This is a genomic window from Azohydromonas lata (assembly GCF_034427735.1).
GTDB lineage: Bacteria > Pseudomonadota > Gammaproteobacteria > Burkholderiales > Burkholderiaceae_C > Azohydromonas > Azohydromonas lata.
On record NZ_JAXOJX010000025.1, the window covers coordinates 1 to 23,373 of the forward strand.

Annotated in this window: 24 protein-coding genes; 8 read left to right on the forward strand and 16 right to left on the reverse strand. The window is 67.5% G+C overall.

The features are described from left to right. The 4 genes from SM757_RS15680 to SM757_RS15695 all read right to left on the reverse strand — a co-directional run. The coding region (locus SM757_RS15680) for a hypothetical protein (protein ID WP_322466198.1) at positions 1-499 on the reverse strand (499 nt) is incomplete at its 3' end. 564 nt (positions 500-1,063) lie between these two features. After that, positions 1,064-2,191, reverse strand: coding sequence for a hypothetical protein (locus tag SM757_RS15685; protein ID WP_322466199.1), 1,128 nt, complete (start codon positions 2,189-2,191; stop codon positions 1,064-1,066). Between the two features lie 194 nt (positions 2,192-2,385). Continuing rightward, entirely contained in the window at positions 2,386-3,210 is an 825-nt protein-coding gene (locus SM757_RS15690; RefSeq protein ID WP_322466200.1) for a PEP-CTERM sorting domain-containing protein, read from the reverse strand. Positions 3,211-3,427: 217 nt separating this feature from the next. Continuing rightward, the gene (locus tag SM757_RS15695; RefSeq protein WP_322466201.1) at positions 3,428-4,465 is read right to left on the reverse strand and encodes a LacI family DNA-binding transcriptional regulator; all 1,038 of its coding nucleotides are present in this window, start codon (positions 4,463-4,465) and stop codon (positions 3,428-3,430) included. A 169-nt stretch (positions 4,466-4,634) separates the two neighbouring features. Between SM757_RS15695 and SM757_RS15700 the strand changes: the two genes are divergently transcribed. The 7 genes from SM757_RS15700 (at position 4,635) to SM757_RS15730 (ending at position 10,936) form a co-directional block, all read left to right on the forward strand. After that, positions 4,635-5,522 carry a dioxygenase family protein gene (locus tag SM757_RS15700; RefSeq protein WP_322466202.1) on the forward strand — a complete coding sequence of 296 codons (888 nt, stop codon included), beginning with the start codon at positions 4,635-4,637 and terminating at the stop codon, positions 5,520-5,522. A gap of 20 nt (positions 5,523-5,542) precedes the next feature. Next, positions 5,543-6,313, forward strand: coding sequence for an SDR family NAD(P)-dependent oxidoreductase (locus tag SM757_RS15705; protein WP_322466203.1), 771 nt, complete (start codon positions 5,543-5,545; stop codon positions 6,311-6,313). 14 nt (positions 6,314-6,327) lie between these two features. Beyond that, a complete protein-coding gene (locus SM757_RS15710; protein WP_322466204.1) occupies positions 6,328-7,218 on the forward strand; it encodes a BKACE family enzyme in 891 nt (296 codons plus the stop codon). Positions 7,219-7,284: 66 nt separating this feature from the next. Next, the gene (locus tag SM757_RS15715) at positions 7,285-8,280 is read left to right on the forward strand and encodes a quinone oxidoreductase family protein (RefSeq protein ID WP_322466205.1); all 996 of its coding nucleotides are present in this window, start codon (positions 7,285-7,287) and stop codon (positions 8,278-8,280) included. A gap of 13 nt (positions 8,281-8,293) precedes the next feature. Beyond that, positions 8,294-8,686: a cupin domain-containing protein gene (locus SM757_RS15720; RefSeq protein ID WP_322466206.1), complete on the forward strand. Its 393-nt coding sequence runs from the start codon at positions 8,294-8,296 to the stop codon at positions 8,684-8,686. A 101-nt stretch (positions 8,687-8,787) separates the two neighbouring features. Beyond that, a complete protein-coding gene (locus tag SM757_RS15725; RefSeq protein ID WP_322466207.1) occupies positions 8,788-9,894 on the forward strand; it encodes a porin in 1,107 nt (368 codons plus the stop codon). 58 nt (positions 9,895-9,952) lie between these two features. Then, positions 9,953-10,936: a Bug family tripartite tricarboxylate transporter substrate binding protein gene (locus SM757_RS15730; RefSeq protein WP_322466208.1), complete on the forward strand. Its 984-nt coding sequence runs from the start codon at positions 9,953-9,955 to the stop codon at positions 10,934-10,936. A 67-nt stretch (positions 10,937-11,003) separates the two neighbouring features. On the opposite strand, the gene SM757_RS15735 is transcribed toward SM757_RS15730, so the two are convergent. The 8 genes from SM757_RS15735 to SM757_RS15770 all read right to left on the reverse strand — a co-directional run bounded on the left by SM757_RS15735 (position 11,004) and on the right by SM757_RS15770 (position 19,161). Further along, the gene (locus tag SM757_RS15735; protein ID WP_322466209.1) at positions 11,004-11,759 is read right to left on the reverse strand and encodes a maleate cis-trans isomerase family protein; all 756 of its coding nucleotides are present in this window, start codon (positions 11,757-11,759) and stop codon (positions 11,004-11,006) included. 23 nt (positions 11,760-11,782) lie between these two features. Beyond that, entirely contained in the window at positions 11,783-12,766 is a 984-nt protein-coding gene (locus SM757_RS15740; protein WP_322466210.1) for a Bug family tripartite tricarboxylate transporter substrate binding protein, read from the reverse strand. 31 nt (positions 12,767-12,797) lie between these two features. Then, positions 12,798-13,943 (reverse strand): FAD-dependent monooxygenase, encoded by a 1,146-nt coding sequence (locus SM757_RS15745; RefSeq protein ID WP_322466211.1) that lies wholly within the window; start codon positions 13,941-13,943, stop codon positions 12,798-12,800. After that, positions 13,940-14,419, reverse strand: a complete 480-nt coding sequence (locus tag SM757_RS15750) for an acyl-CoA thioesterase (protein ID WP_322466212.1) — start codon at positions 14,417-14,419, stop codon at positions 13,940-13,942. Before SM757_RS15750 ends, SM757_RS15745 begins: the two co-directional genes overlap by 4 nt. After that, on the reverse strand, positions 14,416-16,095 hold the full coding sequence (locus SM757_RS15755) for an AMP-binding protein (RefSeq protein WP_322466213.1): 1,680 nt from the start codon (positions 16,093-16,095) through the stop codon (positions 14,416-14,418). Before SM757_RS15755 ends, SM757_RS15750 begins: the two co-directional genes overlap by 4 nt. 44 nt (positions 16,096-16,139) lie before the next feature. Then, complete coding sequence (locus SM757_RS15760; protein ID WP_322466214.1) at positions 16,140-17,024, reverse strand: VOC family protein; 885 nt, start codon at positions 17,022-17,024, stop codon at positions 16,140-16,142. A 46-nt stretch (positions 17,025-17,070) separates the two neighbouring features. Further along, positions 17,071-18,327: an alpha/beta fold hydrolase gene (locus SM757_RS15765; protein WP_322466215.1), complete on the reverse strand. Its 1,257-nt coding sequence runs from the start codon at positions 18,325-18,327 to the stop codon at positions 17,071-17,073. Between the two features lie 120 nt (positions 18,328-18,447). Continuing rightward, positions 18,448-19,161 (reverse strand): TetR/AcrR family transcriptional regulator, encoded by a 714-nt coding sequence (locus tag SM757_RS15770; RefSeq protein ID WP_322466216.1) that lies wholly within the window; start codon positions 19,159-19,161, stop codon positions 18,448-18,450. Between the two features lie 122 nt (positions 19,162-19,283). Here SM757_RS15770 and SM757_RS35570 point away from each other — a divergent pair, with 122 nt between their 5' ends. Then, complete coding sequence (locus SM757_RS35570) at positions 19,284-19,490, forward strand: ketopantoate reductase C-terminal domain-containing protein (RefSeq protein ID WP_407655768.1); 207 nt, start codon at positions 19,284-19,286, stop codon at positions 19,488-19,490. Positions 19,491-19,615: 125 nt separating this feature from the next. On the opposite strand, the gene SM757_RS15775 is transcribed toward SM757_RS35570, so the two are convergent. The 4 genes from SM757_RS15775 to SM757_RS15790 all read right to left on the reverse strand — a co-directional run bounded on the left by SM757_RS15775 (position 19,616) and on the right by SM757_RS15790 (position 23,246). Then, on the reverse strand, positions 19,616-20,356 hold the full coding sequence (locus SM757_RS15775; RefSeq protein WP_322466217.1) for an amino acid ABC transporter permease: 741 nt from the start codon (positions 20,354-20,356) through the stop codon (positions 19,616-19,618). Positions 20,357-20,363: 7 nt separating this feature from the next. Next, complete coding sequence (locus SM757_RS15780) at positions 20,364-21,059, reverse strand: amino acid ABC transporter permease (protein ID WP_322466275.1); 696 nt, start codon at positions 21,057-21,059, stop codon at positions 20,364-20,366. Positions 21,060-21,164: 105 nt separating this feature from the next. Further along, positions 21,165-21,992: an ABC transporter substrate-binding protein gene (locus SM757_RS15785; RefSeq protein ID WP_322466218.1), complete on the reverse strand. Its 828-nt coding sequence runs from the start codon at positions 21,990-21,992 to the stop codon at positions 21,165-21,167. Positions 21,993-22,139: 147 nt separating this feature from the next. Continuing rightward, positions 22,140-23,246 carry an LLM class flavin-dependent oxidoreductase gene (locus SM757_RS15790; protein ID WP_322466219.1) on the reverse strand — a complete coding sequence of 369 codons (1,107 nt, stop codon included), beginning with the start codon at positions 23,244-23,246 and terminating at the stop codon, positions 22,140-22,142. Between the last annotated feature and the right edge of the window lie 127 nt (positions 23,247-23,373).

Consider the following 23,373-nt stretch of genomic DNA (forward strand, 5'->3'; position numbering starts at 1 on the left):
GTTTAATTTCGTTAATAATTTGCTCTCTATTGGCGGAACAAAACAGATAAGCCCTCTGTGTCAATTTTGCATTTTCTGCCTCCTCGCGAGTTCTTCGTTTGCGCTCTGCTTCTCGTGCTGCCTCGACTTCAATTTTGATTTTCGCTTGCCTTGACTGTTCTTCCGTTTTTAGACGTCCAGCGGCAGCGCGCTCCGCCTCTTTCTTGCGTGTATCAAAGCCCATTGGATCGACTGCTCTATCACATGCTAATTGATAAGATTCTGGCTTGAGATTCACGTACCCATATACATACTCAAAGGGCTGTTTTCCAACATAGCCGCCAAAACTGTTTTTTGCATTTACAAATCCACATGCGTTTCCGTTCGGAAAGCGGCGAACTTCGTAGAAGCGTGCTGATTCAGGGTCTTTTAGGATATCCTTTATGGCTTCTTCGACGCCTGAGATCGCGGACTGAGACAAGATTTCCAATATCGCCGCGGCAATAAGTTTGTATTTCATATTTTCACTTGCACAATGCAGTTGGGGGTTATTGGCGAAGGCTTGGCCTCTCGACGACTTTATAAGATCCGAACCTCAATAATTGTGTAGTCACTGCCACCCAACTCGCTCCGCGAGTTGGGGAGCGGTAGACGTTCAACGTTCTACCCAACTCCCTGGCTTAACGTCGAACCCAGGTTTGGGAGGCATTCAGTAAGTCGTGCGGTTGCGGTCTCGGCCAGTTTAGTGTCGCTCGCAAAGGGGTTCTCGGACTTTCAGTGCATTTTGGTGCGGCTCACCGGAAAAAATCTAAAGGGATCAAAAGCTTGCGTGGATCCTGGCTGCTGCCTCGGTAGTTGTCGTATGACGTTTTGCATCAGAAACGCCAGGGCGCTGGTTGCGGCCGGTACGGCCAACGTGGCAAAGCGTCTGGCATGCGTCGTTGACGCCACTTGATCGAACAGCTCCCGCTCTCCGGACCGGCACGCTGCGGACGGCGTCATGCAGCCTCGTGCACGTGCCTAGGGCCCGCGCTATCTCAGGGCGGCCTTCAGCAGCGGTGACCTGCCCGGAGGGTGACCACGTTCAAACCCGGGCCGGCCGGCGCCGCCGCACCACCGCGGCGACGGCACCCAGGCCGCAGAGCATCAACGCCCAGGTCTGCGTCTCGGGCACGGGCGTCAGCAGCAGCGAGTAGCGCAGCGCCGAGCCGGCGGCGACGCCCATGGCCAGGATCTGCCCCTTGTCGTTCACCCGGGTCGCTTCGCTCACGTCGAAGCGCTGCGCCGCGGCGGGTACAAGCAGGTCGTTGAGGTCGAGCATCCGGCCGTCGAGGTAGAGGAAGCCGGCGCTAGCCGTCGTTTCCGAGGACACGCCGCCCACGATCCAGCCGCGGTTGTTGATGTCCTCGGCGGCGGCGTTGCCGTCTGGCCCGGTACCACTGAGCAGCCCCAGGTCGCGCGTGACGCCGCCGCTGTAGAGCACCGCCCGCTGGCCCAGTCCGGGCACGTAGTTCCAGCCGACGACCTGGCGCGCGTTGTTCACGGCAAAGACCGAGGGCAGCGTGCCTTCCTGCAAGCCCGGGATGCGGGTCACGGTGCCGCGCGCGTACAGGAAGGCGAAGGCCTGGGTTGTGGAATCGCTGTAGTAGGCGTTGCCAACGATGACGTCACGGTCGCTGATGTCCGTTGGGCTCATGAAACCGCGTGCGCCCAAGCCCGGCCGTGGCAAAAAGGTCGTGGCTTGGCCGTCGAAGAAGAAGCCGCCCGGGTTCGCGCTGCCCACGAGGCCCACAGCATGCCCCGCGGCATTGAGCCCGGTGGCCAAGCCGGCGCCCCGCCGCGTGGTGTCGGACGGCGTGAGGTCCCGGACCTGGCCGTCGAAATAGATGCCGGGGTAGTAGCTGTGGACCCTGATGTCGCTCACGGCAATCTGGCCATGGTCGTTGATGGCGTACACCATCGCCAGCGGGTCCAGCCCCTGCAGCTGCCTCACCCGGCCGCCATCGTAGAGGAAGGCGCCGGACTCGCCGTCAAAGTAGCGGGTGCCGACCACCTGACCCAGATTGTTGAGCCCAGCAGCGAACGTGTTGGTGCTGGAGTCGCCGATCACGTCCACGCGAAAGCGCGGATCGGCGGCTTGCACAGCGGGAGCGGAGAGCGTGACGACCACGGCCAGACAAAAGGTGCCAAGGTGCCGTGCAAGGAGCTTCATGTGCACACCTCTTCATCGGGAGAAGCCGCACTGGAGCCCGCGGCGCTCTCCCGCACGCCACCGGCTTGGCGAATTGAAGCGCCGCGCCAGGGGGTGCCGGGGTTGAGCCGAAACAGCATCCCGTTGAGCGCGGTGCGGTGATCACGGTAATGGCGCCCTAGACCACCCGGCTCGCTGCCGGAGGGTTCACGGCCTCAGCACTCGCGCAGATCCAGGCGCCGCCGTGCCGTGGCGCCGACCGTGACCAAGCCGACCAGCATGAGCGCATAGGTCGAAGGCTCGGGAATACCGGGCACCGTGCCGTCAGTCTGCACGCCCCACTTTCCCCACAGCACGGCCTTGTGGTCCAAGTCGTTGCGCAGGAGCACCGACACTTGCCCTGTCGCGTGCTGGAAGTCCGCCGGTGACGCCGCGCTGGTCTGGGCGCTGATCTGCAGGCTGGGAGCCGTGCCTTCGATAAACGGGCTTTGAAACTTGAAGCTGGCAAAGGACGTTTCCGTGCCGTCCAGATCGCGGTAGTCGTGCGGCGCATCCGTCCACGGCGTGGCCCAGGCATCCAGCGTGTACTGGGCCGTGATGCGTAGCCCGGTGTGGGCCGATAGCACGAACAGCGGCTGCCCGGGCTGCGTGCGGTAGCGGGCAGCGGACACGTAGGCGGGGCCGTGCGGCGGCCCCCCCGAAGGGAACATGCTGTTGTCAAAGCTGCCGCCGGCAAACAGGCCAGCCGGCGTGACCGAAGCAAAACCGGCGAACGCGCCCGTACCGTAAGCAAGATCGGCAAATGCCGGCACCGAGAAAGTGCCCGTGGCCCGGTTGCAGGCAGCGTCAGAGCCGCAGTAATGGCCCAAAAAGGTCTGCGCTAGCGCCGCGCTTGTGAAGCCCACCGACGGGGTGATGCCGTCGTCGCGGGCCAAGTCCACCAAATCGTAGCGCAGCCCCGTGAGGCTGGCGCTAGCGCCAATGGCAGCCATTGCGGGGGCCGCCAAGGCGGCCAGCAAGGGAGTGAACAGCAACTTCATCACGGCAACTCCATCGCAACGCGAGCTGGGTTGCCCGGCGCTTGCGGCGGCGTTGATGCCGCAAACGCGACAGCCCATACCCCGAACACGATGGATGCGGCAGGCCACGTCAAAAAGCCAGAAAGCGTCACGGAAGTAAGCACATTTGTGACGCGACCCGACCAACCGCTGCAGGCTTGTCTGGCGACAAAGCCTACGCTGCGATCGAAAGCTTCACTCAAGCGGCAGTCGGGGCCGCGGTGGAACTGCGCACGACCAATTCGGGCATCAGCACACGCGTGGAGGGCGCCAGAGCCGGGTCGCGCAGGTGCTCCAGAAAGAGCGCCGCGCCCTGCGCGCTCATTCCCTCCACCGGCACGCGCACGGTGGTCAGCGGCGGGTCTATCAGGTCCACCAAGGGCATGTCGTTGTGGCCCACCAGCGAAACGTCGCGCGGCACCGACAGCCCGCGCTGCCTCAGCACGTCCAGCGTGCCCAAGGCAATCAGATCGTTGGCGGCAAAGATGGCCGTTGGCAGCGAGCCCTGCGCCCCACTGTCGAGCAGCTGCATGGTCGCCGCCTGGCCGGCTGCCCGGGTAAAGGCCTTGGCTTCCACCACCGGGCAGGGCCCCAGCCCCAGGGCACGCGACATCTCGACAAAGGCCTCGCGGCGTGCCCGGCCCGTGGACGACACGGCCGGACCCGCCACGTGCGCGACAGCGCGATGCCCCAGCCCGGCCAGGTGCTCCAAGACCAGGCGCACGCTCTCGCGGTCATCACTCACCACGCTGGAGAAATGGCGGTCGCCGGTACCGCGGTTGATCAGCACCGTCGGCAGCGCGCGCTGGCGCGCGGCCTCCAGCATGGGGTCATCGCACTCGGCGGCCAGGATCAGCAGACCGCTCACCTGCCGGTTGGCCAAGGCCACGATCAATTCCCGCCGTTCCTCGGCCGCTGCCGGCGTTTGCACCACCAGGCACAGCAGGCGCTGCTGCCGCAGCGCCTGCTCCAGGCCCTGCACCAGCGGGCCGAACAGCGGGTTGCCCAGGTCCGGCACCACGATGGCGGCAATGTTGGTCTGCTTGGTGCGCAGCGAGGCGGCCACGGCGTTGGGCTGGTAGCCCAAGTCTCGCGCGATGCGTTCGATCTCGGCCCGCTTGTCCGGCGAAACCTTGCCGCTTACCCCACGCAGGGCCCGCGACACCGTCGCTGGATGCACGCCGGCCGCTTTGGCGATGTCATCGATCGTGACCGGCACAACGGCAGGCTGGCTCATCTGAAGCTCCAAATGCGGGCAAACGATTGCCCCAATTCTAGCCCTTGTGCTCTGAGGCTTGGCAAGGTCGGCCGCGAAATCCGGTGACTGAACAAGGAATGCGTCTTGACCTGGGGTAAATGCGTCGCCTAACCTTAAGGCAATCGATTGCCCTCAAGGAGACCACGCAATGGCGACGACCGACAGATCTCTTCCCTCTACCAACCCTGAGGCATTGCTGGCGGCCGTGCTGCAGGCCAATGAAGGCACGGCCAACCCGCGCCTGAAGCAGGTGCTGGCGGCGGGGATACGGCACTTGCATGCCTTTGCCCTGGAGGTGGATCTCGCGCCGCAGGAGTTGCAGGCCGGACTGGATTTCCTGGTGGCCATTGGCAAAGCCACGGGGCCGCGCAAGCACGAGGGCATCTTGTTGGCGGACATCCTGGGCCTGGCCACGCTGGTGCAGTTGCGCAGCGCGCGTCACGCCATAGAAGCCGGCGGTACCGAACCGGCACTGGTGGGCCCGTTCTGGCGCGCCAACCAGCCGCTGCGCCCAAACGGCACGACGATCAGCTCACCCAGCACGCCCGGGCCGCGCTTGCAGGTGTTCGGCCGCGTCACCGCGCTGGACGGCAGCCCCATCGCCGGCGCGCGCGTCGAAACCTGGCAAGCCTCGCCCAAGGGCATGTACGAGAACCAGGACCCGGAGCAGGAGGACATGAACCTGCGCGCACGCTTCGAGACGGACGAGGACGGGCGCTTCTCCTTCGTCAGCGTGCGGCCCGCGGGCTACCCGGTGCCCATAGACGGGCCCTGCGGCGAGCTGCTGGCCGCGCAGGGCCGCAAGGTTATGCGCCCCGCGCATCTTCACTTCATCGCAGCGGCCGAAGGCTACCGGGTGCTGGCCACGCAGTTCTTCGACATCGAGGACCCGAACGCCTTCGAGGACGTGGTGTTCGGCGCCGTGGGCTCGCTGCTGCGTAGGTTCGAGCCGGATGGCGAGGGCGGCTACCGCCTTGAGGTCGAGCTGCGCCTTGAACCGGGCGAGACCCGGCTGCCTCACTGCCCGCTACCCTGAATTTCCCTGTGAGAGATCCCATGCAAGACAGAAGCTTTGCTCCCCTGGAGCGCCTGGACGGCGAAGTGGCCGTGATCACGGGCGGCAACGGTGCCATCGGCGCCGCGACGGCCCGCCGCCTGGCCGCGCTGGGCGCGCGCATCGTGCTGCTGCACAAGGGCAACCCCGCGCAAGCCGCGGAGATGTTGGGCACGCTGCCTGGCAACCAACATCTGGCCGTATCGGCCTCGGTGACCGACAGCGCCTCGCTGGCAAGGGCCGCCCAGGAGGTGCAGCAGCACACCGGCGGCGCGTCCATGCTCGTGAACGCCGCCGGCTTCACGCGGCCCGTGCCGCCGGCCGACCTGGACGGGCTCACCGACGAGCTGATCGACGACATCTTCGCCGTCACATGGCGTGGCAGCTTTGCCGCCATCCGCGCCTTCGCGCCGCAGCTGCGCGCCTCGGGCGAGGCGCTGGTGGTGAACGTGTCCTCCATTGCCGCCTTCACCGGCCTGGGAAGCAACCTGGCCTACGCCGCGGCCAAGGCCGGTGTGGACGCAACCACCAAGGCACTGGCCAGGACGCTGGGGCCGCAAATCCGCGTGCTGGCCGTCTCGCCCGGCGTGGTGGACACGGCCTTCGTTTCGGGGCGCGATGCCGACTTCAATGCCCGCGTGGGCGCCACGCTGCCACTCAGGCGCGTTGGCACGGCCGACGACGTCGCCGCCGCCATCACGGCCTGTGCCACTTCGCTGCGCTACGCCACCGGCTCCATCCTGGTGGTCGATGGCGGGCGTCACCTGGGCTGAAAAGGAGAACGACCATGGACCAAGTCACCGTCCTGACTTGCGCCGTCACGGGCAATCTCACGCGGCCTGAGCAGTCGCCGCACCTGCCAATCACACCGGCACAGATCGCCGAGGACAGCCTCGCCGCCGCCGAAGCGGGCGCCGCGGCCGTGCACATCCATGTGCGCGATCCGCAGACCGGCGCGCCGTCCATGGAGCTGGACCTCTACGGCCAGGTGGTGCAGACCATCCGGCGCCACAACCCGGACGTCATCATCAACCTGACCACCGGCCCCGGCGGGCGCTTCGTGCCCAGCGATGAGGACCCGCGCCTGGCCGGCCCCGGCACCACGCTGCTGCCGCCCGCGCGCCGGGTGGAACACATTGCGGCCTTGCAGCCCGACATCTGCTCGCTGGACCTCAACACCATGAATTCCGGCGAGCAGGTGGTGATGAACACGCCCAGGAACGTGGCCCGCATGGCGCGGCTCATTCGCGAGGCCGGTGTGGTGCCGGAGCTGGAGTGCTTCGACAGCGGCGACCTGGTACTGGCCAGGAAACTCATGGGCGATGGTGTGCTGCAGGCGCCGGGCCTCTTCACCCTCGTGCACGGCGTGCACTACGCCATGCCGTTCTCGCCGGCAGCCCTGGCCTACGCGCAATCGCTGTTGCCTGCGGGCGCCTCCTGGTCCGCCTTTGCCATCGGCCGCCAGGCTTTCCAAGCCGTGGCTCAGGCCTTCTTGCTGGGTGGCAACGTGCGCATCGGCCTGGAGGACACCGTCTACCTCGAGCGCGGCGTGCTGGCCAGGAGCAATGCCGAGCTCGTGACCAAGGCCAGGCGCATTGTCGAAGACCTGGGCGGGCGCCTGGCTTCAGCCGCCCAAGCGCGCGCGATCTGGCAGTTGCCCCCCAGCAACAAGCGTTGAGCCCAATCCCAATCCCTATCCCGCCCGGCCACCTGCCGGACCAATGATCCTTTCACGGAGCCCCTGATGACCTTCACCAACGCCGGACGCAAGCTCGTCCTGACCGCCAAGGCCGCTGATGCCCAGGCCATCTCACCCCAACTGCTGCCCGCGGAGTTTCCGGTTGCGCCTGAGGGCCACGCCGTCGTTGAAGTCAAGGCCGCTGCCGTCAATCCCAGTGACGTCAAGGCGGCGCTTGGGCTGATGCCCCATGCCGTGTGGCCGCGCACCCCGGGGCGCGACTTCGCCGGCGTTGTCGTGGCCGGTCCCGGCGAATGGCGTGGCGTCGAGGTCTGGGGCACCGGGGGCGATCTCGGCATGGTCCGCGATGGGACCCATGCCCGCTACCTTGTATTGCCGGTGCAGGCGCTGAGCCGCAAGCCTGCCAGCGTGTCGCTGGCCGCTGCTGCCACGGTGGGGGTGCCCTTCATCACCGCCCACGAGGGCCTGCGCCGCGCCGGGCTGCGCGGCCGCGGCCAGACCTTGCTGGTGCTGGGCGCCAACGGCAAGGTCGGCCAGGCGGCCATACAGCTCGCCACCCGCGCCGGCGCGCGGGTGCTGGGTGTCGAGCGCGACGCCGGCCGCTACATCGGCCACGCCAGCGGCGACGTGCAGCGATTCCGCGCCAATGATCCGGAGCTTGCCGAACGGATCAAAACCGCCACGCAGGGCCGCGGCGTGGACATCGCCTACAACACCGTCGGCTCGCCCTACTTTCAGCTGGCCTTGGAAACGCTCGCCATCGGCGGCACGCAGGTGCTGATCTCCACCATCGAGCGCAGCGTGCCCTTCGACATCCTGGCGTTCTACCGGCGCAATTTGCAGATGCTCGGCGTGGACAGTCTCAAGCTCACGGCGTCCGAATGCGCCACCACGCTCAACAGCCTGCTGCCCGGCTTCGATGACGGCTCGCTCAAAGCCTTCGAAGTGGACGACGCCACGCTGCTGCCGCTGGAGCAGGCCGCCGAGGCCTATCGCCGCGTGCTCTCCGGGTCTACCGAGCGCATCGTGCTGGCGCCCTGAGGGATTGTCTGCCATGCATGACGTTCGCATAGAAGACGCCCCGCGCTACGACGCGCCGGGCCATGCCCTGATGACCATGCGCCGCCTGCAGGGCCGTGAAGCCGGCCCGGCCGACAGTCTCTGGATAGGCCTGTCGGTCATCGAGCCCGGTGGCGGCACAACCCTCAGCGCCTCCGGAGTCGAGAAGTTTTACGTCGTCCTCGAAGGTGAGCTGGAGGTCAGCACGCAAGGCGAGGCCGCGGCGACAGCCACGCTCAAGCCCCTGGACAGTTGCCGCATCGCGCCGGGTGAGCCACGCCGGCTGCACAACCGCACGGCCATGGCCTGCAAGGTGTTGTTGGTCATGCCGCACGAGAACAGCCAAGCGGAAATCCACCGTGTCGAAACGTCGTCTTCAAGGGCTTAGACCCATGGGATGCCCGTTTGAACCTGTCTCACAGGATTTTTCGACCTAAAAGGCAATCGATTGCCTTTTACCAATCCGGGTACCCGGAAGAACAGGAAACCATGCATCACGGGAGACAAATGAAGGTGGCGGCGGCTTGGGTGGCGTTGCTGGGCTGGGGGTCGTGCGCTTGGGCACAGGCACCGGAGGCCAACCATGTGAATGTCTACGGCCGTATCAACACGGGCATCGAGCATGTACGCATCAGCGGATCGGACATCGGGTCACTGACGCGGTTGAGCAATTACCGCTCGGTGGTGGGCTTCCGTGGCGAAGAGGCGCTGGGAGACGGCCTGAAGGCGTTGTGGCAGATCGAAGGCGGCTTTTCCCTGGACAGTGGCGCGGGCAACATGGCCAACCGCGACACGCGGGTGGGGCTGGCGGGCCCTTGGGGCACGGTCTTCGCCGGCGTGTGGACGCTGCCCTACACCTCGGCCACCTCGACCTTCGATCCCTTCTACCCGACCACGGCAGGCTACATGGCGCTGATGGGCAACGGCTCCGCGCCGAACGCCACGCACCTGTCGGACACCAGTTCCTTCGACCGCCGCCAGGCCAACCAGGTCCAGTACTGGTCGCCCAATTGGAAGGGTTTGTCGGCCCGCGTCGCACACGGCCTGCGAGAGGATGTCAATCGTGACACCGGCGCCAAGCCATCGCTTTGGTCCGCCTCGGTGAGCTGGGAGGCCGGCCCATGGCTGCTTACCGCCGCGCACGAGCGGCATGGAAACTACCAGACGGCCACGACCACCGACACGGCCAGCAAGCTGGGTGCGGCATGGCAGTCGGGTCCGGTGCGCCTGGCCGCGGTGGTGGAGCGGCTGCGCTACGGCACAGCCACGGGCGAGCTCAAGCGCAACGCGTGGTACCTCTCAGGCACCTACCGCCTGGGTCCCGGCAGCGTGCGCGTGGGCTACACGCGCGCGGCTGACGGCAAAGGCCCGTCCGCGGAGACCGTCGGTTTCTTCCGCAGCGGTGCGGACACCGGCGCCTCGCAACTCACGCTGGGCTACGAATACCCGCTGTCCAAGCGCACGGCGCTGCAGGCGTTCTACAGCCGCATCCGCAACGATCGGGATGCGATTTATGACTTCGCCATCAACGAGCTTGGCGTCGGTCCGGGCGAGCGCCCTTCCGTCGTGGCCGTAGGCATGCGCCACAGCTTCTGAGCTGCGGCGCGACATCGTCTGTTTGCACGAGTCCTGTCCTCTTGAAGGAGTCATCATCATGATCACCACCTTGAAATCCGCGCTCACTGGCTTCGCTGTCACGCTGGCGCTTGGCATATCGCCCGCTTTTGCCCAGTCGCCGGCCCCTTTTTCGAGCAAACCCATCACTTTCGTGGTCCCGTTCACGGCCGGGTCGGGCACCGACGTGGTCGCGCGCGTCATCAGCGACCACCTGTCCAAGGCTTTGGGCCAGACCATCGTGGTGGACAACAAGGCCGGCGCCGGCGGCACCCTGGGTGCGGCACAGGTGGCGTCCTCCACACCGGACGGCCTCACCGTGCTGATTCATTCGGCCGGACACGTGGCCAACGCGGCGCTCTATCCCAAGCTGAAGTACGACACGCTCAAGGACTTCACGCCCGTGGCGATGCTGGCAACGCTGCCCAACGTGCTGGTGGTGTCACCGGCCAGCGGCATCAAGTCCGTGGAGGACCTGGTGCGCAAGGCGCAAGCCAATCCCGGCAAGATGACCTACGCTTCCGCCGGCAATGGCAGCGCCACGCATATCAATGCCGAGAAATTCCGCATTGCCGCGCGGATTCAGGCATCACACGTGCCTTACCGCGGCACACCGCCCGCGCTGATGGACGTGGCAGGCGGCCAAGTGGACTGGTTCTTCGCACCCCTTGTCAGCGCGCTGCCTCTGATTCAGGAGCAGAAGGTCGTGCCGCTGGCCGTGGGCTCCCAGGCGCGCTCCGCGGCCATGCCCAAGCTGCCGACCACGGTGGAAGCCGGCTTCCCTGGGTCCGACTACACCTTCTGGGTTGGGATGTTCGTACCGGCCAAAACGCCGGCCGATACCGTCAAGCGCCTGGCCGATGCAACTTCCAAGGCACTTCAGATGGCCGAGGTCAAGGCAGCACTTGAGAAGATCGGTGCCGAGGTGCCCACCCTGAGCCAGCAACAATTCGCGGACGGCGTGGCAAGGGAGATGTCATCCACCTCGGCCTTGATCCGACAGGCCGGCATACGCGTCGATTGAGCTGATGCCGCGGTGTCGGTCGATGCCGGACGGCTTCTTCGACACCCTGGAAGACGTTAAAGAGCTTCTACCGCGAAGCCAGCAGCGCTCCAGCTCCCGGCACGACCGGTTCGAGGCCCAAGTGATCGAGCATCCTGCGCGCCGTGCACACCGCCGTGGACACGGTCGGGATACCCAGCATGTCCTCGATGCGCTGCAGCGCCGGTAGCGAAGGCATCTGCACGCAAGCCGAGGCCACCACCACATCGGCACCGTCGGTGTCGAGCCGCCGGACGTCCTCGATCAGCTGCATCGGGTCGCGCCGGCCGACTTCCAGGTTGTCGGGGATATCGAAGCTCAGGGAATCGATCACCTCGATGCCCTCGTGCTCGATGTACTGCACCACCAAGTCGGTGAGTGGCCGCATATACGGCGCCATCAATGACACCCTCTTGGCACCCAGCGCCTTGAGCCCGTCGACCAGCGCGCCGGCAGAGGTCATCACCGGCGCCAGCGAGTGATTGGCGCGTGCAATCTCGGTGAGTTCATGCTCCACCTGCCGGTGGTATCCCGGGCCCATGGCCATGATGGCCACCAGGCAGGCGGTACTCATGACGTCCACGCGTGCATCAGCCAACTCGGCGGCGCAGCGCAGGCCCTCCTTGTTCATCGCTTCGAGCTCTTCCCTGGTCACCTTGTGCATGCGCATGCGGCTGGAGTGGAAGGTGAAGTGCGCCTCGGGTCGCAGTGCCTCGCGAGCGCGCAGCATCGCAGGAATCTCAGTTTCCATCGTGGTGTTGGAGCTCGGCACGATCTGGCCGATGCGGTAGGTCCGTGCGTTCATGTCGGGGTCCTGTTGGCGCTGGATCAGTCGAGCTGGATGCGGGCCTGCTTGACGATGTCGGCAAAGCGGCGGGTGTCGGCGTCGATGGCGGCGGCGACGTCCGAAGGCGCCCCGCCCCACGGCTCGAAGCCGAAAACGGCCAGGCGCTCCCGGACTTCAGGAGCCATCAGCGCACTGCCGACCCCAGCGTTGATCTTCTCGATCACGGCCTTGGGCGTGCTCTTGGGCGCGAACAGCGCCACCCAGGTCTTGAGCTCGAAGCCGGCCGGTCCGGCAGCCTCGGCCACCGTGGGCACGTCGGCGTAGCCCGGCAGGCGCTTCGGCGCCGCCACGGCCAGCAGCCGGACCTTGCCGGCCTTGTGGAGCGGCCCCACGGTGGCCGCGGTGCCGAAGGCCCAGGCCACCTCGCCGGTAGCCACGGCCGAGTAGAGCTGGGGCAGCTCCTTGAACGGCACGTGCGTCATGCGGGTACCGGTGGCCGCCTCCAGCATCGAGGTACCGACATGGGCGACGCTGCCCATGCCCCAGGTGCCGTAGGTGAGCCTGCCGTCCTCGGCCTTGGCCGCCGCCACCAGGTCGGCCACCGTCTTCCAGGGCGAGTTGCCCGGCACGACGATGAAGAAGTACGTCGAGTACAGCGGCGACACCGGCTCGAAGTCCTTCGTCGGCGAGAACGGCAGCTGCTTGTACAGGTGCGGCTGCAGCGTCACGTGGGTGTTGTCCACGGCCAGCAGGGTGTAGCCGTCCGCCGGCGCACGCCTGACGTCGCCCACCGCCAGCCAGCCGTTGGCGCCGGGCTTGTTGTCCACGATGACCTGCCGGCCCCAGTCCTTGCCCAGCTTCTCGCCCACCTGGCGCACCACGGCGTCGGGGCCGCTGCCCGCGGAGTACGGCAACACGGCCCGCACTGCCTTGGCGGGAAACGTCTGCGCCGCGGCGTGGGCCACCAGGCCCAGGGCCAGGACGGTGCCGGCGCACAGCCGGCGATGTTTCAGCAATGTCGTCACGGTCTTGTCTCCGGTCATGGTGGTCGTGCCGTCAGGCCGCCACGGGTTGTGGATGCAGCTGCTCGTAAGCCGCCGTGAAATGCGGGTCGCGCCGGCGCAGGTCCTCGTGCGTGACCTGGCCCGTGCGACGCATGTAGTCATAGGCGAAGCTCACCGGGTCCAGGTGCATGCGGACGGCAACGTTCTCGTACCAGTCGAGGCTGCGGGCCGCGGCAGCCTGGAACGTGGACGACGCGGGGCGCCGGGTGCCCTCGAAGGCTGCGAAGGCTGCGTCCAGATCCGAGGGATGCTCGGCGATGGCGTGGTGCAGCGCGATCGCGTCCTGCATCGCCATGCGCGTGCCCGAACCGAGCGAGAAGTGCACGGTGCGCAGCGCGTCGCCAAGCAGCACGATGTTGCGGTGCGTCCAGCGCTCGTTCTTGACGATGTTGGCCTCGAACCAGAGCGAACGGTTGGTCAGCAGCTCGTTGCTGCCCAGGTCGGCGGCGAACACCTGCGCACAGTAGCGCCGGCTCTCGTCCTCGCTCATGCGGTCCAGGCCGGCACGCTGCCACGTGTCCGGATTGACTTCGACCAGGAAGGTGCTCAGCTCAGGGCTGTACTGGTAGCTGTGCGCAATGAAGACGCCGTGCTCGGTCTCGCGGAAGATGAGCGACACCGGGTGGAAGCGCTGGCGCGTGCCGTACCAGGCGAACTTGTTGCGCCGCTTCTCGAAGCTGGGCTGGAAATGCTGCGCGTACTGCCGGCGCACGGCGCTGTTGCCGCCGTCGGCCGCGATCACGAGGTCCACCTCGCGCGAGAGCGCCTGCACGTCCTCGATGCGGCGCCCGTACTCCACGTGGATGCCCTGGCGCTCGCAGGCGCGCTGCAGCACCCCCAGCATGTCGATGCGCGAGGTGCGCGAGAAGTGGTTGCCGTGCACCTGCACGCGCGTGCCGCGGTGCACGATCTCCATGTAGTCGCAGCGTTCGTGGTGCGCCGTGAACTCGGTGAAGAACTCGGGATCGGCCTCGCGCAGGAAGCCCAGGCCCACGTCGGAGAACACCACGCCCCAGCCATAGGTGGCATCGCGAGGGTTTTGCTCGACGACGTGGATCTCGTGGCGAGCGTCATGCTTCTTGGCCAGCAGCGAGAAGTACAGGCCGGCCGGGCCGGCGCCGATGACGGCGATCTTCATGGGGTGGTCTCCTGGTGGGATGCGTGGAGGCGGCAGTCGGCCTGGTAGCGCTGCAGGGCCGCTCGGAAGGCGGTCGGAATCGAGATTGAGCGGCGCTCGTCACGCGCCACGCACACCGGCGTCAGGCGCGACACGAAGACCACCTCGTCGTCCGGCGTGCGGGCAGTGACGTCGAGCACATAGGTGCGCTCGTTGATGGCGGCCACCGTCACCGTCATGTCGAAGACGTCGTCGGGCCGCAGCGAGCGCCGGAAGTCGAACTCCAGCGCCCGGGTCGGCGTGCCGAAGCCTTGCTCATGCTTGGCCCGCTGCGGCGTGGTGTCGAAGAGTGCGCCGTAGAAGAGCTCGGCGGCGCTGATGACGTAGTCGGCGAAGGTGGCGGTGTAGACGACGCCGGCGGGGTCGCATTCGCCCCAGCGCACGCGCCGGCGCACCACCAGCGGCACAAGGCTGATGACCTGTTCGGTGCTGATCACGGCCGGCTCCCTGCGGCCGCGGCGGCCTCGCGCGCCAGCGTTTGGGCGATATGGCGCTTCAGTGCCGGCTTGTCGAGCTTGCCCACGCGCGTGACCGGAAAGGCCTCGATGCTCTCGACGCGCTCGGGGCACTTGTACTTGGCCAGCCCCTGCGCCACCAGAAACTGCGCCAGCTCGGCCACGTCGGGCGCGCGCTGGCCCGGGCGCGGGATGATGAAGATGCAGCCCTTCTCGCCATAGAACGGGTCGGGCATGGCCACGAGCTTGGCATCGGCCACGGCCGGGTGCCGGCTCACGAAGGACTCCACCTCCTCGCAGCCGATCTTCTCGCCGCCGCGGTTGACGTTGTCGCGCAGCCGCCCTTCAAAGGCGTAGCAGGTGACGCCGTCCACGACGTGCGCGCTCATCATGTCGCCGGTGCGGTAGAAGCCGTCCGAGGTGAAGGCCCGGGCATTGGCCTCGGGCGCGTCGAAGAAGCCCGGCAGCGTCGCGGGGCCGCGAAAGCACAGCTCCCCCATCGCGCCGGGTGCCACCGGCGTCTCGGAGCCCGGCTCCAGCAGCCGGATCTCGTCCTGGGCACAGCCCGAGGCGCCCTGCGTGTGGTGGCGGCGCGAGGTGCTCGCGTCGGGCCCCGAGCCCAGCAGCAGCCCCTCGGTGATGCCGTACAGGTTGGAGCACGGCAGCCCCAGGTGCGCCTCCAGGCTGTCGGCGCGGCTCATCGTTGCGTAGAGACGCAGCGACGACAGGTCGTGGCGCGAGAGCTCGGTATAGGCCAGCAGCTGTGGCGCGATGGGCCCAATGGACAGGGCATGCGTGATGCGGTGCTGCTCGATGAGCTCAAGCATGCGGCGGATGTCCACGCGGGGCATGAGCACCGTCGTGACGCCCAGCAGCGCGACCGGGATCAGGGCATAGAGCTGGCCAGCGTTGTGCAGCAGCGGCAGCGACCAAATCAGGCGGCTGTCGGCACTGATGCCGTAGGTACGCATCCAGCCCGCGGCGTGTCCCAGGTACTCCGCATGAAAGCGCGGGATGATCTTGGGCAGCCCCGTGGTGCCGCCGGAGAGCTGGAAGCTCAGCACGTCCTCGGGGCCTACGGGGACGTCGCGCAGGCGCCGGCGCGCTTCCTCCAGCGGCATGGCGTCGATGAGCGCTTGCAGCCCGGACAGCCCCTGGGCTTCGCCGCGCACCACCACCAGGTGCTGCAGCGCGGGCACCTGCTGCGCCATCTGCCGGGCGAAGCCCACGAGGTCGAAGCTGCCGAAATCGGCCTGCACGAAGTAGCCGCGCGCGCCGCTTTGCCGCGCCAGCTGCCCGATCTCGACCTCGCGGTGCTGGGGCAGCGAGCACACCGGCACGATGCCCGCCTTGAAGCAGCCCAGCAGCACGAGGGCCGTTTCCACCGTGGTGCCGAGCTGGAAGATGGCGCGGTCGCCGCTGGCCAGGCCCAGCGCCAGCAGCGCGGCGGCCAGGCGCTCCGTCGCCTCGTCAAGCTCGCCGAAGGTGATGCTTCGCTCATCGCTGACAAAGGCCGGGCGTTCTGGGTGGCGGCGCGCGCTGTCGCGCAGCGCGTCGCCGACGGTGCTGGCAATCCAGGCGCCGTCGGCCAGCCATCGGCGGGCGTCCTCGGCGCGGTGGTAGGTGACGCCCTCGATCGGGTTCAGGGGACCGGACATGGCTTGTCTCCTCGGAGTGATGTGCTGCAAGCGCCGGCGTGTCTTCAGGCCGCCTGCGGGACGATGCGCACGCGGTCGCGGTCAAAGGCCTCAATGGTCCCGTGCAGTCCTCCGGTGAAGAGGCCCCACCAGACTGCCGGCTTGAGGCCAAGCTCCCGGCGGCTGAACTCGACGGGCCCGTCGGCCTCGATGACGTGGTAACCCGGGGCCTCGCTGACGCGGCAAGCGCTTCGCCCACGCGCGGCCCGTACCAGGGCAGCGAACTCCTCCACCCGCGGCACGAACAGGCGCACGCCCGCGCCCCGCTCGCGATCGCGGTCGAGCAGCGCGCCCTTGCGTGACCAGACCTCGTCTATGCGCGTGACGCGGCGGCCGGCGTGCGCGGCCTGCGCCTCGGCCTCCATGGCCGCCTGCAGCGTCAGCGCGGCGTCCTCGGCGTCGATCTCGGTGAGTGGACGCAGCTTGCGCGTGAACTCGATGAAGTAGCCGTTGGGGTCGCGCACGTAGATCGACTCGATGACCTCGTGCGTCGTTTCCACCGAAACATTCAGGCCCCGCGATTCGAGCCGCTCCTTCCAGCCGCGCAGCGCCGCGGCATCTTCGACCAGCCAGGCGGTGTGCGTCGCGTCGAAGACGTGGTCCTCGGGCAGCGGCGAACGCCCCGGGCGGTCCCGCAGCGACGCCGGCTCGTCGCTGCCCAGGTAGTAGAAGAAGGCGATCGTGCTGCCGTTGCCGCTGTCGAAGAAGAAGTGCAGGAAGTCCGGGTGCGTGGCCGGGCCCCAGCCGCGGGCGGAAATCACGTGCACCAGCGGCAGGCCCAGCGTGTCGCGGTAGAACTCGACCGTCTCGCGCAGCTTCCACGTCGGGCGCGCGGTGTGGTCCACGCCGCGCAGCACCAGCCGCGACGGCACTGAGGATTGAGCCAACATGAAGGTCTCCTCCAGGGAGTGAAGAAAGGCAGAGAAAGGGAAGGAATCAGCGCGGGAAGGTCTGGCGCAACCAGGCGGCGAGGTGGCGGCCGGCGGCCAGGCGGCCCGGCTCCCCGCCACTGGAAAGAGCGCGGCCGTGGTGGTCGCCGCGCACGCGCAGGTGTCGCTTCTCGGTCGAGGCAATGGCCTCGACGATGCGCCGCACGTCGCCAGGAAAGCACGCCTGGTCGCCCGTGTACTCGATGACCAGCGCGGGCTGCACCAGCGCTGCGGCAGTCTTCTCCAACGTGGCGTTGGAGCTCAGGCCCGACCAGGTCGAGAGCCAGCTCTCGGGCGTGCACTGGCGCGCGAAGCCCACGGCGCCGTAGTTCGATGCAAAGGGGTCGCTGCCCCAGAGCGAGCCGAAGCGGCGCTCCGAGGGGTCGAGCGAGAGGTCGAAGCAGCGCAGGTCCGCGTCGGTGCGCCAGACGTTGATGATGGGCGTGTGCGCGGCCATGCGGCGGTCCGCGGCCGGGGCGGCGGCGCCCAGGTCCTTGACGCGGGCGCGCCCGGCCTGCCGCGTGGCGATGAGTTCGCGCGCTCGGTGGTCAATGCGCTCGACGCGCGCACGCTGCGCGGCGCGGTAGCGCTCGACGAAGGCTGGCGCATAGCGCGTGCCCTCGCGGCCGCGGTAGCCGTTGTCGGGATTGAGCGGGTCGAGCGACGCATCCACCGACAGCGCATCGCCTTCGTCGCGGACCGAGGGGTCAATGCAGTTCATCAGCAGCGCACCCTGCCCTGGGTGCGGTCCCACGAAGACCAGGCCGTCCACGGTAGGCATGTCCAACTCGGCCAACTGCGTCGGCCGCCCGCCCGGCGTGCGCGCGATGCGTTGCACCCCGGGCAACGAGGACTGCTGGACGTAGAAGGCGTAGAGCCCCGCCCCACCCGAGTTGCCCAGCAGCACGATGCGTTCGAAACCGTGCGCGCGCAGGAACGCCAGACCCGCGGCCACGTCATGCAGCGCGGACTCGTGCTCCAGGCGCAGGTCGTTGCCCACCGAGCGTGGCGACTGCGACCAGGCCGCGCAGCCCGCCGCGACGATGTCGGGAATCAGGTAGTGGCAGGCCATGAACTCGCGCGGGTGCATGACGCACACCACGGTGCGGCTGCCGCCGGCTGGCGTGTACAGCGAGCCCCCAGTCGCCGCGCCGTCCGCGGTGCGCAGCACCACGTTGCGAGTGACCGTGCCGCCAGGAATGTCGCGCGGATTCCAGTCGGTGTTGAGAAAGCCGGCAGTGGGCTGGGCCAGGGGCTGACGCATCGTCCTCACGCCGCGGCAGCGGCGCCTCTCGTTGACATGAATCAACGATAGACGCGATAGACACACACGTCAAACGTTTGACGCTTGTGTCAGATCAGGTATTTCCCGGGCAACTTGTGCTCAGTCCGGCGGCTGGCGTGTCTGTGCCTCCAGGATGTCGAGGTGCTCGCGCAGCAGTCGGATCGACTCCGTGACCGACGCCGGGCGCTGGTGGCGCTGCCGGTCGCGCACCACGCAGCGCAGCGCCAGCTCGGTGAGCGCCTGCGCCATGGGCTCGACGGCATTGCCGTCAGGCTCGAACCACCAAGCGCTCCAGTTGCACATGCCGATGACGGCCAGGGCGGCGGTGCGGGCGTCGGGCGCGACGAAAACACCGGCATCGATACCGCGCTGGATGACGTGCACGAAGTGGTCGAGCACCGAGTGGCGCGCTGCGCGCGCCGCGGCACGCCGGGGCTCGGGCAGGCTGCTCTCGCTGCGCTCCACGACCCGAAACTGCAGCGGGTGGGTGAGGATCAGCGTGGCGTGCTGGGCAACGAGCTGGCGCAGCGCCTGTTCGGGCGGCAGCTCGTCGTGGCCGCTGACGCTGCGCGCGAGCTCGCCGGCCTGCTCGGTCACTTCTTCCGTGAGCGCTTCCAGGATCGCTTCCTTGCTCTGGAAGTAGTAGTAGACGGCAGTGCGCGTGGCACCCAGCGCGTCGGCGATGTCGTTGATGTTGGTGCCGCCGAAGCCCTTGTCGATGAACAGCAGCGAGGCTGCGTCCAGGATCGACTGGCGATTGAGCTCGCCACGGGGCTGCGCGCGGGACTTGGTGAGGGTGGTGGCCTTGGGCATGGCATCTCCATGAATGGCAAGAGCTTGCCACGGCGCATCGGGCACGCCGCTGCAGGCAAGCTCGCCCAGGCATTGCAATGCGTGCCCGCCTGCAGGCGCGTGCGCTTGCGCGCGGAAGCGTAATGGCCGTGGCGCGGGCCTGCGGCGCGCCCACCGACATTGACGAGGCCGCTGCCTTTGCCCGCGCACGGAGCAGCCGACATCACAAGACCTCGATGCTGCAAAACGTGGAGGCCGGCAGGCGGATGGAAATCGACTCGCATCGTCGGCGCGCTGCTCGAGTTGCCGCAGCACCAGCGCATCGAAGTACCGACGCTGTGCTCCATTGATGCATGCCTGCGCCTTATCGACCATACGCTGCGAGACGGGCCGATTCGCCGGGCCTGATTATTGATAACGGCCAAGTGCATTGCCGGTTTAATCAAACACATCAGAATCAGGCAGCCTGGGCCGATCAAACGGCTGCCTCCAGGTGTGCCACGGCATTCGCACGCGCGCCATGGCCCTTGTCTGCGACGCTCCGTCTGGACAGGCGCCGCTCCAGCGCCATGGCCAGGCGCGACAAGCCAAAACACAGCACGAAGTAGCCCAGCGCCAGCAGCGTGTAGACTTCAGCGGCGCGGGTGAATACCAACGTGTTGACCTGCGTGGCCACGAAGGAAAACTCTCCCAGGCCGATGATGTAGCCCAGCGAAGTGGCCTTGATCGTGGCCACGAACTGGTTCACCAGCGAGGGCAGCACGGCACGCAGCGCCTGCGGCAGCACCACCCAGCGCAGCGTCGCAGCCTCACTCATGCCCAGCGCACGTGCCGCGTCGTGCTGACCGCGCGGCACGCTGCGCAGGCCCGCGCGCACGATTTCCGCCAGGTAGACGGCATCGAACAGCACCAGCGCCATCAGCATGATGCCGAATTGCCCAGTGCGCTGGCCCGTGAGCGCCGGCAGGAAGAAGTAGGCCCAGAACACCACCATCAGCAGCGGCAGTGCACGCACCACAGTGATCAGCGCTGCCACCGGCCAGCGCAGCATGCGCCGTCGGCTGGCGCGTGCCAGCGCCAGTGCCAGGCCCAGCGGCGTCGCGGCCAGCAGCGCCAGCGCCGACAGCAGCACCGTCAAGGCCAGCCCGCCCAGCGGACCATTGGGGTACTGGCCGATCAGAAAATACAGGCCAAAGTCGTGAATGAGATCCAGCATGGCGCTCTCAGGCGCCGCGCGGCGTCCAGCGCCGCTGCAGCAGGGCCGCCAGCGCAGTCAGCGCCAGCGAAACGGTCAAGTAAGCCAGCGTCGCGAAGGTGAAGGCTTCGGCGCTGCGAAAGCTCGCCGACTCCACGCGCGCGGCCTGGTACATCAATTCGCCCACGCCCACCACGGTGGCCACGCTGGAGTCTTTCCACAGGTTCAGCGTCTGCGACAGCAGCGGCGGCAGCGTGGTGCGCACGGCCTGCGGCAGCACCACGAGCCGCATGGCAGTGACGTAGCCCAGGCCCAAGGCGCGCGCAGCGTCCAACTGCCCCGCGGGCACGGCGCGCAGGCCGCTGCGGATGTCCTCGGCCATGTAGGCCGCGGCATACAGCGTCAGCGCCACCGCCGCGCCGGCGAACTCGACGTCATGTTCGTAAAGCGCCTGCTTCCAACTTTCCGGCAGCAGCTCCGGCGCACCGAAATACCAGAACAGCAGGTGGGCCAGCAGCGGCACGCCGCGCACGCCTTCCACGTAGCCGGCGGCCATCGCGCGCAACGACCGCTGCGGCGCCATGCGCATCATCGCCACGGCCGCGGCCAGGGGCAGCGCACACAGCAGCGCCACCAGCGTGAGCCGCAGCGACGTCAGCAGGCCTTGCCACAGCCAGCCGGCATAGGTGCCGTGCAGCAGCAAGTCAGGATCGAAACTCAAGATCAGTACCCGAAAAAAAACTCTGCCGGGCCCCGGGGGCCGCGGCAGAGCTCAAGGAAGAGGCGCCTCCAGCAACCCCTCCACAGCTCCAAACTCAGCGGCCCCGCGTCAGATGCGATCGCTGTCGATCTTGAAAGTGCGCTTGTCGAATTGCAGCCTGGTGCTCGGCCCGTACCATTTGAAGAACAGCTTCTCGGCCTCGCCGGACTTTTCCAGGTCGCGCAAGGCGCCATCGACGGCCTGCTTCAGGCCGGCCTCGCCCTTGCGCAGGCCCAGCGCCAGCGGCTCCACGCTGATGCTCGTGGGCAACACCACGTAGTCCTTGCGGACGGGGCCCAGCTTGGCGTGGTCGTTGTAGATGGAGGCCTCGTCGTTGACGTAAGCCACGCCCTTGCCCTGCTGCAGCGCCAGGAAGGCCTGCTGCGTGGTCTCGAAGGTCACCACGTCCACCGAGGGTACGGCCTTGCGGATGTTGGGCTCCTGCGTGCCGCCCTTGACGGTGAGCACCTTCTTGCCGGCGAGCTGCGGCACGTCGGTGATGCCGCTGGCGGCCTTGACCAGCACCTTCTGCCCCGTCACGAAGGTCGTGAGCGAGAAGTCGATCTGCGCCTCGCGCTCCTTGTTGTGCGTGAGCGAGGCGGCCAGCACGTCCACGCGGCCCTGCTGCAGCTCGGGGATGCGGGCGGCCACTGACAGTTGCTTGAACACCGGCTTGACGCCTATCCTTTTCGCGATGGCCTGCGCCAGGTCTACTTCGTAGCCGATGACCTCGCGCGTCCTCGGATCGACGAAGCTGTTGGGCTCGTCGGTGCCGAGCACGCCGAACACGATCTCTCCCTTCTTCTTGATGTCATCGAGCTGGTCGGCGTGGACGGCGGCGGAGAACAGGCCGGCACTCAGGCCGGCCAGCACCAGCAGGTGCAAACGTCGTTTCATGAGCAAACCGCAACGGGTAGGGAGTCAAACAGGCGTTCAGCTTAGGTTGGGCCTCGGCGGTTGCGAACGAATCGAGACGAATATCGAAATTCGCCATCACTGCGCGGCGTGCGAGACATGGGCTGCGCTTTGCCGCGCGTCCATCACTCAGGCGAGTGCCGGCGCGTCCTGACGCTGCTGCAACCCCGCCTCATGCTCAGCCACCAGGGCACGCACGCGAGGGATGAGCTCGCGGCCGAAGTCCACGGCGTCGTCCAGCGGATCGAAGCCGCGCAGGAGCAGCGTGCCCACGCCCAGCTCCACGTACTTCAGCAGCGCCTGCGCCACCTGCTGCGGCGTGCCCACCAGCGCGGTGCTGTTGGAGCGCGCGCCGGTCTCGCGCGCTACCGCGGTCCACAGCCGCTCGTCCACCACGTCGCCGCGCTCGGCCGCGGCCAGCAGGCGCCGTGCGCCCTCGCTTTGCTGCGGGCCGCCGCGCGACCAGCCGGCCTCGGTGCGCAGCCGCCGCGTGTCGGCCAGGATGCGCTCGGCGCGGTCCCAGGCCTGGCCTTCGGTCTCCCCAAGGATGGGACGGAACGACACCGAGAAGCGCATGCCGCGCCCATGCTGGGCCGCCTCGGCGCGCACGCGCTGCGTGAGCTCGCGCGTCTGCGCCAGCGACTCGCCCCACAGGGCATAGGCATCCGCATGCTTGCCCGCCACGCGCAGCGCGGCCTCGCTGGCGCCGCCGAAGAAGATGGGGATGTGCGGCTTTTGCAGCGGCTTGACCTCGGAGAAGGCCTTCTCGTAGCGGTAGAGCGGCCCCTGGTGGTCGAAGGGAGCATCGGCCGTCCAGGTACGGCGCAGCACCTCCAGGTACTCGTCGGTGCGCGCGTAGCGCTGGTCATGGTCAAGGAAATCGCCGTCGCGGCGCTGCTCCTCGTCCGACCCGCCGGAGATGATGTGCACGGCCAGGCGGCCGCCCGTGAAATTCTCCAGCGTGGCCAGCTGCCGCGCGGCAAAGGCGGGGCCTATGAAGCCGGGACGGTGCGCAAGCAGGAAGTTCACCCGCTCTGTGACACTGGATGCGTAGGCAATCACCTGGCTGGCATCCGGCCCGGTCGAGTGCTGCGGCACCAGGATGCGGTCGAAACCCGCGGCCTCATGCGCCTGCGCGAAGCGGCGCACGTAGTCGCGGTCGATGACGGGGCCCTGCGGGCGGATCGTCTCGGACTGCAACTGGGTGGTGATCATGCCGATGATCTCGACGCTCATGGAACGCGCTCCTTCCTGTGCCGTGCGGCGTGTGGGGTTGAGGAGCGACACCGTAGAGCGGCACGGCACATCAACACAAATAATCAAAACCACTATTCATGCTTGAAATGCATGTTTGACCGGGCAG